Annotated in this window: 12 protein-coding genes; 2 read left to right on the top strand and 10 right to left on the bottom strand. The window is 42.6% G+C overall.

Annotation, left to right across the window (positions count from 1 at the left end):
- Positions 1 to 20: 20 nt before the first annotated feature.
- The 6 genes from pgi to uvrC all read right to left on the bottom strand — a co-directional run bounded on the left by pgi (position 21) and on the right by uvrC (position 9,086).
- Positions 21 to 1,658 (bottom strand): glucose-6-phosphate isomerase, encoded by a 1,638-nt coding sequence (pgi, locus tag L0P89_RS08820; protein ID WP_235264734.1) that lies wholly within the window; start codon positions 1,656 to 1,658, stop codon positions 21 to 23.
- Positions 1,624 to 2,937 (bottom strand): peptidoglycan DD-metalloendopeptidase family protein, encoded by a 1,314-nt coding sequence (locus tag L0P89_RS08815; RefSeq protein ID WP_235264733.1) that lies wholly within the window; start codon positions 2,935 to 2,937, stop codon positions 1,624 to 1,626. Before L0P89_RS08815 ends, pgi begins: the two co-directional genes overlap by 35 nt.
- Complete coding sequence (locus tag L0P89_RS08810; protein ID WP_235264732.1) at positions 2,937 to 3,905, bottom strand: tryptophan 2,3-dioxygenase family protein; 969 nt, start codon at positions 3,903 to 3,905, stop codon at positions 2,937 to 2,939. Before L0P89_RS08810 ends, L0P89_RS08815 begins: the two co-directional genes overlap by 1 nt.
- 13 nt (positions 3,906 to 3,918) lie before the next feature.
- Complete coding sequence (locus L0P89_RS08805) at positions 3,919 to 4,695, bottom strand: DUF3108 domain-containing protein (RefSeq protein WP_235264731.1); 777 nt, start codon at positions 4,693 to 4,695, stop codon at positions 3,919 to 3,921.
- A 345-nt stretch (positions 4,696 to 5,040) separates the two neighbouring features.
- A complete protein-coding gene (locus L0P89_RS08800) occupies positions 5,041 to 7,290 on the bottom strand; it encodes a patatin-like phospholipase family protein (protein WP_235264730.1) in 2,250 nt (749 codons plus the stop codon).
- 8 nt (positions 7,291 to 7,298) lie between these two features.
- Positions 7,299 to 9,086 (bottom strand): excinuclease ABC subunit UvrC, encoded by a 1,788-nt coding sequence (gene uvrC / locus L0P89_RS08795; protein WP_235264729.1) that lies wholly within the window; start codon positions 9,084 to 9,086, stop codon positions 7,299 to 7,301.
- 411 nt (positions 9,087 to 9,497) lie between these two features.
- Between uvrC and L0P89_RS08790 the strand changes: the two genes are divergently transcribed.
- The gene (locus L0P89_RS08790; protein WP_235264728.1) at positions 9,498 to 10,073 is read left to right on the top strand and encodes a 5-formyltetrahydrofolate cyclo-ligase; all 576 of its coding nucleotides are present in this window, start codon (positions 9,498 to 9,500) and stop codon (positions 10,071 to 10,073) included.
- Here the strand turns inward: L0P89_RS08790 and L0P89_RS08785 are convergent.
- From L0P89_RS08785 to ileS, 4 genes are all read right to left on the bottom strand, one after another.
- On the bottom strand, positions 10,046 to 10,690 hold the full coding sequence (locus tag L0P89_RS08785; protein ID WP_235268014.1) for a lipoprotein signal peptidase: 645 nt from the start codon (positions 10,688 to 10,690) through the stop codon (positions 10,046 to 10,048). The genes L0P89_RS08790 and L0P89_RS08785 overlap by 28 nt on opposite strands.
- 30 nt (positions 10,691 to 10,720) lie before the next feature.
- The gene (locus tag L0P89_RS08780) at positions 10,721 to 11,281 is read right to left on the bottom strand and encodes a hypothetical protein (protein WP_235264727.1); all 561 of its coding nucleotides are present in this window, start codon (positions 11,279 to 11,281) and stop codon (positions 10,721 to 10,723) included.
- A gap of 82 nt (positions 11,282 to 11,363) precedes the next feature.
- On the bottom strand, positions 11,364 to 11,747 hold the full coding sequence (locus L0P89_RS08775; protein ID WP_235264726.1) for a TraR/DksA family transcriptional regulator: 384 nt from the start codon (positions 11,745 to 11,747) through the stop codon (positions 11,364 to 11,366).
- A gap of 3 nt (positions 11,748 to 11,750) precedes the next feature.
- Entirely contained in the window at positions 11,751 to 15,152 is a 3,402-nt protein-coding gene (gene ileS / locus L0P89_RS08770; protein WP_235264725.1) for an isoleucine--tRNA ligase, read from the bottom strand.
- A gap of 144 nt (positions 15,153 to 15,296) precedes the next feature.
- On the opposite strand from ileS, the gene L0P89_RS08765 reads away from it, so the two are divergent.
- Positions 15,297 to 15,662, top strand: coding sequence for a hypothetical protein (locus tag L0P89_RS08765; RefSeq protein ID WP_235264724.1), 366 nt, complete (start codon positions 15,297 to 15,299; stop codon positions 15,660 to 15,662).
- Positions 15,663 to 15,683 lie beyond the last annotated feature (21 nt).

The raw sequence follows: 15,683 nt of genomic DNA, 5'->3' as shown, positions 1-15,683 counted from the left end.
TTTGTTTATGAAAAGTTGGACTAATCCTTAAAAAAATGTAAAAGCTGAAGTGTAGAGCCATCATGGTCGCCGATATCCGGATTTTGTATGTCCCGTAGGATATTCTTGGCCAATTGTTTCCCCAATTCGACCCCCCATTGATCGTAGCTGAAAATATTCCAAATGACGCCTTGCACAAAAATCTTGTGTTCATAAAGGGCAATCAATGCCCCCAGTGATTTTGGCGTCAATTTTTCGATCAAAATGGTGTTGGTCGGCTTATTGCCCTCAAAGACTTTAAATGGGAGTAGGGAATTTATCTGGTCATCGTTATGGCCCTGCTGTTTCAGTTCTTCCCTGACCTCTTCTGCGGTCTTGCCGTTCATGAGTGCCTCGGTTTGAGCAAAGAAGTTGGCCATCAGCTTTTCGTGATGATCTTGGTCGCCATGCAATGGTTTTTTGAAGCCGATGAAATCGGTCGGAATCAATTTTGTGCCTTGGTGGATCAACTGAAAAAAGGCATGCTGCGAATTCGTGCCCGGTTCGCCCCAAATAATGGTTCCGGTTTCATGGCCCACCCTGTTGCCAGCCCTGTCAACACTTTTACCATTACTTTCCATAATACCCTGCTGCAAATAGGCCGAAAAGCGATGCAGATATTGGGTGTAAGGTATAATAGCCTCTGTTTCAGCGCCATAAAAATTATTGTACCATATACTCAAGAGTGCCAAAATTACCGGAATGTTCTTCTTGAAATCGGTATCCCTGAAATGAACATCCATTTCATGGGCCCCTTCGAGGAGATCGGAAAAATTTTCATATCCTACGGCCAGTGCGATCGATAGCCCAACGGCGCTCCAAAGTGAAAAGCGGCCCCCTACCCAATCCCACATCGGAAAAACGTTTTCAGCGGCGATGCCAAATTCTTCTATCTTCTCAAGATTGGTCGATACCGCCACAAAATGTCTGGCAACATCTTTTTGTTCAGCATGTTGTAAAAACCATCTTTTAATGGTCAGTGCATTGCTCAAGGTTTCTTGCGTGGTGAAGCTTTTTGAAACTACCACAAAAAGTGTGGTCTCAGGATCCAATTCTTTCAAGACCTCATGCACATGGTCACCATCAATATTGCTGACAAAGTGCACCTTTAGATGGTTCTCATAAAATTTCAAGGCTTCGGTGACCATCGCCGGACCCAAATCTGAACCCCCGATACCAATATTTACGATATCGGTAAATGCCTTGCCCGTGTATCCTTTTTTTTGTCCGGAAATAACCGCCTCTGAAAATACTTTGATCTGTTCCCTGACCTGATAGACCTCGGTCACAACATTTTCATCCCCTACCATGACCCTATCATTTATAGAGGTTCTGAGTGCCGTATGGAGTACGGCGCGGCCTTCGGTTTCATTGATCAAATCACCATTAAAGTAATTGCCGATGCTTTGTCGAAGGTTCACTTCATCTGCCAATCGCAATAACAGATCGAGGGTTTCGGAACCAATGCGGTTTTTTGAGTAATCGACTAAAAAGTCATTCCATTTGATATGGAATTTTTCTGCACGGTTCTCATCTGCCTTGAATAGCTCCCTTAAGTGTAGTTGTTCTGTTTCTTTCTGGTGTTTGGCAAGTGCTTTCCAGGCCTCAGTTGAAGTCGGATTGGTTTTGGGCAGTGTCATCGTATTGGTTGAGGGTTAGCAAATCTTTTTCATTTTCAATGGGGGAAGGCCGTTTCAACTCAATACAGTCAAGCTGAAACTTAAGAGGCTCAATATGTTCTAGATAGGCGGCTCTCAATGAATCGGCAATGGGATCGGCTGCCGGTAATTTTTCGCGCAACGGATCTACCTGTCTGCCATTTTTCCAAAACCGGTAGCATACATGGGGGCCTGAAGTGTTGCCGGTCATACCGACCCAGCCAATGACATCACCCTGTCTAACGAACTCTCCCCTTTTTACCTTTTGCTTTCTCATGTGCAGATATTGGGTGCTGTAGGTGCCATTGTGCCGTATCTTCACATAGCGCCCATTGCCCCCTCTTCGCGTTGATTCGGTCACCGTGCCATCGGCAGTAGCTATAATGGGCGTACCGACCGGTGCGGCATAGTCGGTTCCCCTGTGTGGTCTGACCCTGTTGCCGTAGTAGGCGATGCGGCGTCTGAGGTTATATCGGGAAGAAAGGCGGTATCCGAACTTTATGGGTGCCCGTAAAAAAGTGCTTCTAAGATTATTGGCATCTTGATCATAATAATCGAGTATGTTCTTCAATGAGTCCGTCACGTACGGAAAAGCATATATAGGCTTTCCTTTATGTTCGAAATAGGCGGCCTTTATGGCACCGCTTCCTGCATAAATGGTGTCATTGATATACCTTTCATCATATATGATCTTGAATTTGTCACCCTTTTCCAACCTAAAGAAATCGATTGTCCAAGCATAGATTTCAGAAAGATTAATGGTAACCATGTAATCTACCCCGAGACTGTCAAGGGTGTAAGAAAGGCTGCTCTCTATGCTGCCCCCAACCTCTCGTTCAACATTTTTTACCCGTTTTTTGCTTTTGTAGACCAAAGCACTGTCTCTCAAATCAACGACGGTATAATTGACCTTGTCGTTCTGGTAGATGAAAACCTGGGCCGACTCTAGGGTATCTTTCGATTTCAAGATCAGATAAGGTTTGCCCGCCCTGATTTTACGAACATCAAAAGTATCTCTGAAATTTTCTGAGACTGCGGCAATTTTTTGATAATCAACATTGTTCTTTAGCATTAACTCGCCAAAACTGTCACCATACCGAATTGTGTCATTCACGACCTTAAATTCATCAAGATTGAACCCAAAGTGTTTAATGACAGGTTTTTCAACCTCGATCTGGACCACTTCGTCAACGATTGGCTTTTCTTCTTTGCATGATGCCAAAACCGTCAATGCCAAAATTACGCCCCAGTATTTTTGCATTATTCCTCAATATTTTCAGGATTGAACATATGCTCAACCCATTGTTTGCCCCAATTTTGCAATTCTTCTTCTGAATACAAAGTTGGGAAAAATATTATTCTCTGAAAACTGGGTGGCAAATACTGTTTCCAGTTCGTGCCTCCAGTGGCCTCTATGGCCGAATTTTCCTTTTTCAAATAGCGATAGGCCGAGCCCATGTGCATCAATGGCCAATTGACATTTGCATTGATGTCAAGCCTTTTCAAGGCCCCGATGAGTTCAGGGTTTTCCCTTACCTTTTCAGGCAATTGAAGATACTTGTGGTAAATTGTGTTGCCCTTTACCTGTTTGGCAATACGTATCAACCTAGGTGTATAACGATATTCAAACTGTTTTAGTGTCAGGGTTTTTTCTCCGGTTTTTAGGTCTGTGGCCCCTTTTTTCCAGTAAATATGATCATAGAGTTCTTCTATGGAATGTTCTTCGGAAAATTTTTCACGCTCGGTATGGTGTACCAAATTTTCGAGGGGAGTGGCATAGATTTCAATCATACGGTACTGAACAGACTGAAAGCCGCTGGCAGGAAGCAAGGCCATACGATAGTGCATAAACTGCTCTTGCTGCATGCCATGAATCATAATGCCGAATGAAGATGTCAATGCCTTGAAATAGTTATTGATCCGGTTTGCCTTCTGAATAAAAAAGTCTAGCGCTTGGGTCTTATCATCTACCAACTGTTTTTGTTCATGTAAGATGAGCTTGAAGAAAAGCTCGGTAATCTGATGGTACATGATGAAGATTTCCTCATCAGGAAAGTAGGTTCTAGGTACCTGTAAACTCAGCAGTGTGTCGAGATGAACATAGTCCCAGTAGGTAAGATAGCGTTGATAAAGTAGTCCATCAAGGTACGAACTCAAATCTTGGCCAGAATCTCTGTATTTTTCTTCAAGCTTGTTGATTTGGGACTCAATTCGCTCATCTCTCTTCATTAGTGGGTCGTTCTCAATCCATAATTATCTTGAACTGATTTTTAAGGCCATTGAAGCCATCGAGGTCAGCTTTCAATGAGCCGACGGCCAAATCAGCCTTAATTCTTATCGGAATCTTGTTAAGGTCGTTCGATACCCAAAGTGTGAGGCTCTCTTCTTCGCGAAAAACCCTGCCAGATTGTACATAGGGCCTAAATTTAAGACATTCTACCTTACCAAACTTTGTTCTGATGGTATCGGTGCCCAAAAACTTTAGTTTGAACTGGTAAACACCATCGTCGTCGAACAACATATCCATGCCTATACTTTCGCCCACCGTTAGATCTTCCACACCATATTTTGCCCTAAGGTAATAGGCGGCCGACACCAAATCTTGAACTTGGTCATGAATGGGAAAATCATATTTTTTCTCATTCTTATTGTCCTTTAACAATGCTGTATTTTTCGAATAATCGAAATCTATCTCAATATCCTTGGTATAGCCTCCCTCGTCAACCTTTCTTATAAACCGGTATGGCTTGCCGTCATTTCTGTCAAAATAGCTTTCGTAGGTGTCATCGACCTTGAAGAATATACTGGCAAAACCTGTTGTCTTACCCCTTCCGACCACATGATAGACGGGTATACTGTCCAACTCTTCCGAAGTGAGGTGCAGTGTGGCATAGCTGGCATTCAAGAATCCATAATGTATTCTGAATTTCAACCATTCCCCAGGCTTATAGGCCTTTGGTCTTTGTGCTGACAAGCATAGACTGAAAAGAACCAATACAATAGGGGCAATCTTTTTCATCACGTTCATTTCATGTCCAAAAATACTAAATGACTCTTCTGGACAATATATTTTACATTACTTTAAACAAAAGTTATTCCAAAATATTATGTATAAAAAAAGCCCAGTTATAAACTGGGCTTTTTCTAAATAACCAACCAAACTTTAAATTATGAAAAACCAATACTTAAAGTAATAAAGGAACCACCCTTTATCACTATCAAAGATAAGATGAACTTTTGGCGAAATATCAGTTTTTAACGGACTTTAACTATAAAACCAATTTTATTGGCGAATGGTTAATAGAACTTTTGGAAATTCTTAAGACATGTTGTGAAAAACCATGGGAAAACTATGGTTTTCTGCTCAAAACCAATATCCAATACTAAAGAAAAAATTGCCATCATCAATTTGGGGCGACCATGAATAATATATCTGCACCGGCCCTAGGAAGGATTCCAAGCCATATCCAATGCCAAAACCGGAAAAGTTAGGTTCTGTGAACCATTCACCTGTTCTGAACAGGTCATCGTCCACATTTGCAACATTGGCCGTAAACAAAAAATGGTTCTTAGGTGCAATCTCATAGTCGAGCCTCATATAGGCCTTCACAAAACTATTGCCGGGCAGGCTCAGAAAATCATATCCAATAAAAGGTGTGAAATTGTTGATTAAATCGTTTCCAAATCCCCCCAGCACAAAATCAAAGGACGAAACTGCCGAAGTGCCCAATTTGAAACCGCCTTCTGTCTCTATATTGAGCGAAAGATCACCGAACAGGCCAAAGGCAGTTCCCATACGTGCTTTAGCTATTGAAAACTCCCTGAAATTATCATTGAAATCTGATGAAAAAAGGTAAAAATGAAAATCTCCATCAAAGTAGAGTCCTTCTGTTGGAAAATATTTGTCATCATAGGTGTCCAATGTCAATTTGCCAAATGTGCTAAAGTAGCTGCTATCTTCAAAAAAAGTGCGGTCGCCGGCAGTAGGCTCAAAACTTGATTCGGCATTTTGACCGGCATCTGTCAATGTACGGGTACTATATCGCAACAGTTTATGTTCAGCTCCGATACTGAAAGCAAACTCTTCCCTCAGAACTGTCTGTAGGTATATTTGATTGGTCAAGTCAGTGACATCGAGCAAAATTTCACCAATATTGGGGTCATCGACCACATCAAAATTTGAACTTATCAATCCATAATCGATTTCCTCATCAAAATCTGTAAAAGTTGAGTTAATGCCAAAACTCCAATACGCCCCTTTATCAATATAGTATTCAAGGTTGTATCTGATATGGTCTCCCAATATGAAGTCAAAAGAGGCCACATCATCTTGAAAGAGGAGACCTTTTCTCGTAAGATTGATCAAAGCAGCACTTTTATACAGGTCGTCATAATGTGCCCCCATTTTAATGAACATCTTGGTAGGTTCGTCTTGCAGCTTTAGAATAAGGTCAGTGCCCAGACCATTTGAGGCCAATTCATATCGAAGAGCCTTGAAGTTACCCGTTGCTGCAAGGTTGTTGATGCCCTGTTCCAATTTTTCGAACGAAATTTTCGTCCCCAACTCGATTCTTAGCTTGCCTTTTATGTAGCCACGTGAATAGCGGCTATCACCCTTGACCATCAACCGATTGATGGTGAGGCTATCTGAGATACTGACCTTATGCTCTTTGCCCGTTCTTCCAGACTGTTTTTGCGCCACTTGAACAAGTTCATCGTATTTTGTATTTGCTCCGACCTCACCGCTATCCATAATCTCACCAGAATAGTCGAAATCGATTACCGAGAAATCATCGATCTCTGGCTTGATATATACATCGGTCTGTTTCCGTTTTTCAACCATATCTTTGACCGTACGGTAGTTGTTTATCTGTAAGAGTATTCCGGTCGCCGAAGACAATGATTCACGTTCGACCAAGCCGTGCTGTACATCGACCCCGATAATGATATCGGCCCCCATTGCCCTCACCTCATCAATGGGATAATTGTTTACCACACCCCCATCAATCAATACTTTGCCATCGATTTCGGACGGCTCGAACAAAGAGGGAAAGGTACCGCTCGCCGTAATGGCCTCTGGTAAAAATCCGCTGTCAAGCAATACTTCTTCTCCTGTTTCAATATTGGTGGCAATACATATAAAAGGTATGGGCAGTTGGCCAAAATCACGAACATCCTTTACATGGTACAAAAGCTGAACAAGTTCATTATAGATGCGCTGGCCCCCAGAAATGCCCTGTGGAAAAGAAACCTTGAATTTATCAAATGGAAGGCTCAACGCATATCGTTCCGAATCATCTTTCTCATAAAATGTCTTGGCTCCTCTTGGCACATCGTCTTGTATCAATTCGGTAAAGTCGGTCACTCTGAAAATAGAGTCCAATTCTGTAGCTGAATATCCTGAGGCATAGAGTGCCCCTACAATTGCCCCCATGCTGGTGCCACCGATATAATCGACCTTGACCCCTGCCTCTTCAATTACCTTGAGCGCCCCGATATGGGCAAGGCCCTTGGCTCCACCTCCGCTCAGCACAACACCTACTTTGGGTTCTTCTTGAGAGAGTACCATCTGAAACAGACCAAAAAACCCTATTAAAAGAAAGACCCGCTTCATTTCAGTTATCAATGAAAGGATTCATAAATTTTTTTCGCCTTGGCCATGCCAATGCTCTTTGCCAAATGGTCAATTGTGGCCTCTTTGATGCGCTTGACCGATTTAAATTCTTGCAACAGTTGCTGGGCCGTTTTCTCACCTATGCCCTCAATACTTTCCAGCTCTGAGTTGATAGCCGCCTTACTTCTTCTATTTCTATGGAAATTGATTCCAAATCGATGTGCTTCATTTCGCAGTTGCTGGATGATTCGCAAGGTTTCTGATTTTTTATCCAAATATAACGGAATGGGGTCCTCCGGAAAATAGATTTCCTCTAAACGTTTGGCAATGCCAATAATGGCGACCTTGCCCCTGATCCCCAACAAGTCAAGACTCTTTAGCGCAGAAGATAGTTGGCCCTTGCCCCCATCGATTATGATGAGTTGGGGCAACGGTGTACCTTCACTCAACAATCTTTTATAGCGACGGTGCACCACTTCTTCCATCGAGGCAAAGTCATCAGGCCCTTCGACCGTTTTTATATGAAAGTGTCGATATTCTTTTTTTGAGGGCTTTCCATCTTTGAAGACCACACAGGCCGCTACTGGATTGCTGCCCTGTATATTTGAGTTATCGAAACATTCAATATGGCGCGGCTCTTCAGAAAGTCGTAAATCGGCTTTCATTTGGGCCATCACCCTTTTGGTATGCCTATCGGGGTCGGTAATCTTGATCTGTTTGAAACGCTCTTGGCGATAGAATTTGGCATTTCTGGTCGAGAGGTCGACCAGTTTTCGCTTGTCACCCAATTTAGGAACCATGATCTTTAGCCCTTCTTCAACCTCGACCGGAAAGGGCAAGTACAGTTCTTTCGATTCAGAGTTGAAACGTTGCCTGATCTCAATGATACCCAATTGTAAAAGCTCTTCGTCGGTCTCTTCAAGTTTTTTCTTTATTTCAAGCGTATGTGACCTGACGACCAAACCATGTGATATCTGCAAGAAATTGATATAGGCATGGGTTTCATCTGATATGATCGAAAAAACATCTACATTGCTGATCTTCGGGTTCACGATCATCGATTTTGCCTGATAGTTCTCAAGCACTTCTATTTTTTCCTTTAACCTTTGGGCCTTTTCGAAATGCATCTCAGCGGCCAGTGCTTTCATCTGTTTTTTGAGGTTCGAAAGCGAAGATGAAAAACTTCCTTTGATGATGGCACGTATATCATCGATCTGCCCATCGTATTCTTCCAATGTCTGAAGCCCTTCACAGGGGCCCTTGCAATTACCTAAATGGTATTCGAGACAGACCTTATATTTTCCGGCCGATATTTTTTCTTCAGACAGATCATAGTTGCAAGTGCGCAGCGGATAAACACTTCTTATCAGATCAAGAATGGTCTTTACCGTTCTGACACTTGTATAGGGGCCAAAGTATTCAGAGCCATCCTTGATCAATTTTCTGGTCATGAAGATTCGGGGAAAGCGTTCGTTCTTGATACAAATCCACGGGTACGATTTATCATCTCTCAGCATGACATTGTAGCGCGGCTGGTGCTTCTTGATCAAATTGTTCTCAAGCAAAAGTGCATCAGATTCTGTGGGCACAACGACATGTTTGATGGTTTGCACCTTTTTGACCATGACCCTGGTCTTGCCATACTCTTGTTTTCGGGCAAAATATGATGAAACCCTTTTCTTCAGGTTTTTTGCCTTACCGACATACAATATTTTTCCATCTTGATCAAAAAATTGATACACCCCAGGATTATCGGGCAAAGAACTTAACTGTACTTCAATGGGAAGGGTTGACATAGAATCTAAGGGCAATCTTTAAAAGACAACATGAAGTTACTATGTTTTTTGTAAAGTGCACAAGCCTAGGCCTGTTTTAACCCATCGGAGGGGCAAATGCTTTTTCACCGATTTGAATAGTTCATTTTTTTACCCCCAATTCTATATAAAAAATTTAGGCTGGCTTTTTCTATGTTAAAAATTTGATAAAAAAAGTGCAGTTCACCGATAAAAAAGTGCAGTTCATGGTGTGAATGTTATTTTTTTATTTATTTTTAAGCACCTAAACGTTAAATGCATGGAGAATTATTTGATTGTTTTGGGCATGTACCTGATTTTGATGTTGTTCTTCAAAATCTATTTCGCCGTCTCAACTAGAGAATAGGTGACGAATGCCTGAAACTGCCCCACAGAATCAATCAACATCAGAGTATGTTGAAACATGAACTAAGGAAAATTTATAAGGAGAAAAGAAAAGAACTTTCTCCTTTTTTTATCTCCGAAAGTAGCCTTAAAATAGTCGACCGACTACTTGATCTTCCTCTTTGGGATTTTTCATATTATCATATTTTTCTAAGCATTGTCGATAAGAAAGAAGTTGACACCGCCCCCATCATCAATTTTTTACAAACAAAAGGCAAGAATATCGTAGTGCCCAAAATGGCCGCCAGCGCTACACTTGAACACTATCTGTTGACCGATACCACGACCATTGCCGTAAACAATTGGCAAGTACCAGAGCCTTCGGGCAGCGAACAGGTAGAAGAAACGAAAATAGACGTAGTTTTTATTCCGCTATTGGCCTTTGACCGACTTGGAAATCGCATCGGCTACGGCAAAGGCTATTATGATGGCTTCTTACGAAAATGTCGTTCTGATACCTTAAAGGTCGGTTTGTCATTTTTCGAAGCGGAGACCGTTATAAGTGGTGTTGCCGATCATGATGTTCGAATGGACTATTGCGTCACCCCAAAAAATAGCTATGACTTCTCTTCTACTTCTTCTTGAACCTTCTTTGGAAAAGCCTTTTTATTGAAAACGATCAACATAGCGACCCCAATACTAATGGCTGAATCTGCAATATTGAAAACCGGTTCGAAGAAACTGAAGGTTTTTCCCCCTACTATGGGCATCCATTTGGGCCATACGGCATCTTGTATGATCGGGAAATACAGCATATCGACCACCCGGCCATGAAACAATTTGCCATAGGGCTCATCAGAGAACAAGGTGGCCACTTGGTTGTAGCTGTCATTGAACACCACCCCGTAGAAAACCGAATCAATAATATTGCCCAACGCCCCAGCAAAAATCAATGATACCGCGATGATCAATATTCGAGAAGAATTCTTTCTGATAATATCATATAACCAATATCCGATACCTACTATCGCGAAAAGACGAAAAATGGTCAATATGAGCTTTCCCGCAGCCTCAGACACAGGTAGAAAATCATTTAATTTGGTGCCCCATGCAGCACCTGAATTTTCAATGAAGAGAATTTTGAACCAGTTGAAGACCTCTACAGATTGTTGGTATTCAAAGTGGGTCTTTACGTAAATTTTACTGATTTGGTCAATCAATAAAACTATAACGATAAGTACGAGTGATCTCTTAAGGTTCATCATTAGAAATAAGTTGCAAAAGTACTGATATTATTCAGTTCTTTTGAGATAAATATTTCCTTGTATCGACCGTAGGTCGTAACTAACATTTCCTGGTGGAATCGCATTTTCGCTTACTTTGCCATAGGTCGAATACGCCGTGATATCACCTTCGGCAGCAAAAAGGTATATGCCTCCTTTTTGGGTCTTTACTTGGGCATGTTCGGCTATATTATGCAATTCGCAATAACCATCTGACAAATCAATTTCAAGGTTTTTGTATTTACCCGTTACCGCTACATTGCTGCTCGTACCAAAGAGCCGAATGTCATGATATTCTGGTACTGTGATGTTAAGTTTGACCGATATTACTTTATGGGCACTCAATTTATCGTTCGGAAACACAAAATTCGGTTGAAAATCGGTATAGACCATCACTGTTTCACCTTCTTGTTCAATGTTGACAAGCAAATCTTTTGTGTATTCCCCATCAATGATGGCCTCTACATATAGCTCATCTCCAGATGCAGTATTCAAATCTATGTGATAGCAGTCTTTTGAGTCGATTTGAATATAGCTGTTTCGCGGGTCTACGAAAGTCTTTTTGACCACTTTTTGGCACGTCAGCCCAACGGTGGATAAAGAGATAAAGGCCCACAAAAAAAGACGCGCGGCTCGCAGTAAAAGCACACGGTTACTTTTGCATGTTCTTCGCTTCGATGCTCAAAGTGGCATGGGGCACCAACTTCAACCGCTCTTTGTTGATCAGTTTGCCCGTCACACGGCAGATGCCATAGGTTTTGTTCTCAATGCGCAATAAGGCGTTCTTAAGATCACGAATGAACTTTTCTTGACGAATGGCCAATTGGGTATTGGCCTCTTTGCTCATGGTTTCAGAACCTTCTTCAAACGCCTTAAAAGTGGGTGAAGTATCATCGGTACCGTTATTACCGTCGTTCATGTAAGAACTTCTCAAAAGGTCAAGGTGCTTTTGGGCCTTTTCTATTTTTTCTTCTATCAGTTTTCTGAACTTTTCAAGTTCTTTGTCTGAGTATCTGACTTTTGTATCTTCTGCCATCGTTCAATGTTTTTTAATTAACAATCTAGTGTTCACGCCATCAAAGGCCACTGCAGTTCCCTCTTCCAGTTTCTCTTCAAAATCAAGCACTGCGGTCAGGGTCTCTGATTTGATATATTCTTTGTTACTCTCCACGGCCTTTTCAACAAGACCATCTTTCAAAATTTTAATGTCAATTTTATCGGTCACCTCAAAACCTGAATCTTTTCTGAGATTCTGAATTCTATTGACCAACTCTCTTGCAATACCCTCTTTTTTGAGGTCTTCGTCAATGGTCACATCAAGTGCCACGGTCAAGGTGCCATTGCTCGCCACTAGCCAGCCTTCAATATCTTGAGAACTGATCTCTACATCTGACAACTGTAATTTAATGCTTTTATTTTCCAAATCAAGCGATATTTCGCCTTCTTGTTCGATTTTTTGGATGGCCGACTGGTCTAACTGCGCAACAGCCGCTGCGATAGACTTCATCTCCTTTCCATATTTTGGGCCTAAAATCTTGAAATTTGGCTTTATTTGCTTGACCAAAATATCTGAAGCATCATCGAGCAGTTCGATCTCTTTGACGTTCACTTCAGATTTTACCAAATCAGAGACCGCTTCAATTTCTCCCCTTTGGGAAGCATCCAGAACAGGAATCATTACTTTCTGCAGGGGTTGCCGTACCTTGATTTTTTCTTTCTGCCGAATGGAAAGTATCAATGACGTGATTTTCTGGGCGGTCTGCATTTTACGCTCCAGCTTTTTGTTCACCATTTTTTCGTCATAATCGGGGAAATCAGAAAGGTGCACACTTTCATAATCCTCTTTTTTGACAACGGCTTCTAGATCTTTGTACAGCCTGTCGGTATAAAATGGTGCCAAAGGTGCAGATAGCTTGGCCACTACCCTCAAACAAGTGTATAGGGTCTGATAAGCCGAGATTTTGTCTTTTTGATAATCTCCCTTCCAAAATCTTCTTCTGCTCAGGCGAACGTACCAGTTGCTCAGGTTTTCTTGTACGTAATCAGAGATTCCCCTGGCCGCTTTGGTCGGTTCGTAGTCGGCATAGGCCTCATCGACCATTTTGATCAACGAGTGCAATTCTGAAAGAATCCACTGGTCAAGTTCTGACCTTTCATCAAGTGGAATCTCCTCTTCTGTATAAGAGAATCCATCGATATTGGCATACAGGGCGAAGAACGAGTAGGTATTGTAGAGAGTACCGAAGAACTTACGTTTGACCTCCGCCACTCCTTCAATATCGAACTTCAAGTTATCCCACGGATTGGCATTGGATATCAAATACCAACGGGTGGCATCGGCCCCATGCGATTTCATGGTCTCAAAGGGATCAACGGCGTTGCCCAATCGCTTTGACATCTTTTTTCCATCCTTGTCAAGCACAAGTCCGTTAGAAACTACATTTCGGTAGGCCACAGAATCAAAAACCATGGTGGCAATGGCGTGTAGCGTGTAGAACCAACCACGCGTCTGATCTACGCCCTCTGCGATGAAATTGGCCGGAAAAGCCTCCCCGCCATCAATCAAATGCTCGTTTTCAAAAGGATAATGCCATTGCGCATACGGCATTGAACCGCTGTCAAACCATACATCGATAAGATCGGTCTCCCGTTTCATGGGTTTTCCCAAAGAAGAAACCAATGTTATGCGGTCCACAATATTTTTGTGTAGGTCTACCTTGTCATAGTTGGCCTCGCTCATGTCTCCCACGACAAAATCTTCAAAAATGTCTTTCTGCATGAAGCCGGCCCTAACAGCTTTTGCCATTTCGGTCTTGAGTTCTTCGACAGAACCGATAATTATTTCTTCTTGACCATCTTCGGTTCGCCAAATGGGCAACGGAATGCCCCAATAACGTGATCGAGAAAGGTTCCAATCATTGGCATTGGCCAACCAGTTGCCAAAACGGCCTTCGCCCGTTGACTTCGGTTTCCAGTTGATTTCTTGGTTCAGTTCGTGCATGCGATCTCGAATATCGGTGACCTTGATGAACCACGAATCCAACGGGTAATACAGAATAGGCTTATCGGTACGCCAACAATTCGGATAGCTGTGAAGGTATTTTTCAACCTTAAAAGCCTTGTTCTCTTCTTTCAGTTTAATGGCGATTTCAACATCGACGGACTTTTCAGGTGCTTCGCCCTCTTCATAGTATTCGTTTTTGACATACTTGCCTCCCAGCTCTTTCATTTCAGGGCGAAACCTGCCCTGCAAATCCACCAAGGGAACGGGATTGTCGTACTCATCAAGCACCAACATGGGCGGCACTTCGGGCTTTGCCTGTTTGGCCACCTGCATATCGTCGGCGCCAAAAGTGGGTGCAGTGTGTACGATTCCAGTACCTTCTTCGGTGGTCACAAAATCACCTGCGATTACCCTAAAGGCATTTTCAGGGTTTTGGTAGGGAAGCACGTAGGGCAATAACTGCTCATAGCCAATACCGACCAAATCATTGCCCTTTGTCTCTGCTATGATCCGAAAGGGTATTTTTTTGTCTTGTTGTTCGTAGTTTTCGAAATCCTCATCCGATTCTGCTTCAAAAAACTTTCCTGAAAACTGTTTGCCTACCAGCGCCTTGGCCAATACAACATTGATGGGGTCAAACGTATATTGGTTAAAGGTCTTGATCACTGCGTAATCGATTTTTGGCCCTACGGTCAATGCCGTATTGGAGGGAAGTGTCCAAGGGGTGGTCGTCCACGCCAAAAAATAAGTGTCTCCCTCTATTTCCTTCAAAAATGCAGGCAGTGTTTCCCGTTTTGCCTTAAACTGTGCCGTCACAGTGGTATCGGTCACATCTTGATAGGTGCCCGGTTGGTTCAGCTCGTGCGAACTGAGGCCTGTGCCCGCTTTAGGCGAATACGGCTGTATCGTATAGCCCTTATATATCAAGCCTTTGTCGTAAATCTGTTTGAGCAGCCACCATACCGACTCCATGTATTTGGGCTTGTACGTAATGTAAGGGTTGTCCATATCGACCCAGTACCCTACCTTTTCAGTCATTTCATTCCAGACATCGGTGTAGCGCATGACCGCTCTTTTACAAGCCTCGTTGTATTCTTCGATGGAAATTTTTTTGCCGATGTCTTCTTTGGTAATGCCCAGTTCTTTTTCAACGCCCAATTCTATCGGAAGCCCATGGGTGTCCCAGCCAGCCTTACGCTTCACCTGATAGCCTTTCATGGTTTTGTACCTTGGAAAAATATCCTTGATGGTACGCGCCATCACATGGTGTATGCCGGGCATACCATTGGCCGAGGGCGGCCCTTCGTAGAAGACGTAACCGGGTTTGCCTTCACGGGTAGAAACACTTTTTTCAAAAATGGCGTGCTGCTTCCAGTGCTCTAAAATTTCTTGGCCCACTTTTGGCAAATCCAATCCCTTATATTCGGCAAACTTCATAACATTCAATCCTGTGGAATTACAAGTTTGCAAAATTAAAAATTTAGAAGGAAAAAATGGCCAACGAACAGTGTTAGTTGCACTTATGATTCGAAGCAGGTTGAAATAATGTATATTTGGGCATAAACACTTAAAACCATTAAAATGAAAAAAGTACTGCTTGTATTTGCCGTTACGGCATTTGCCCTGGGTTTTCAATCATGTGAAGGCTGTTCCGATAAAGTAAAGGATACCTCCCAAGAAGCTGCCGAAGCAGCAGGTGAGGCCGCTGAATCGTTAGAGGAGGCTGGTGAAAACCTAAAAGAAGCGGGAGAAGACGCCATGAACGGGGCCAAAGAAGCCGGTGAAAATGCCATGAAAGCGGCTGAAGAAATGGGAGAAAATGTCAAGAATGCTGCTGAAGATGCGGCAAATGATGTAAAAGACGCGGCCAAAGAGGTTGGAGATGACGCCAAAAAAGCCGTAAACGATGCAGCTAAAAAGGTAGAGGAGGCAACTGAAGACCACTAGGCCGTCTAGTTTAAAGAATCA

Origin of the sequence: Muricauda sp. SCSIO 65647, assembly GCF_021534965.1 — a bacterium.
Taxonomy (GTDB): Bacteria; Bacteroidota; Bacteroidia; order Flavobacteriales; family Flavobacteriaceae; genus Flagellimonas_A.
This window is presented reverse-complemented; position numbering and strand designations above follow the sequence as displayed.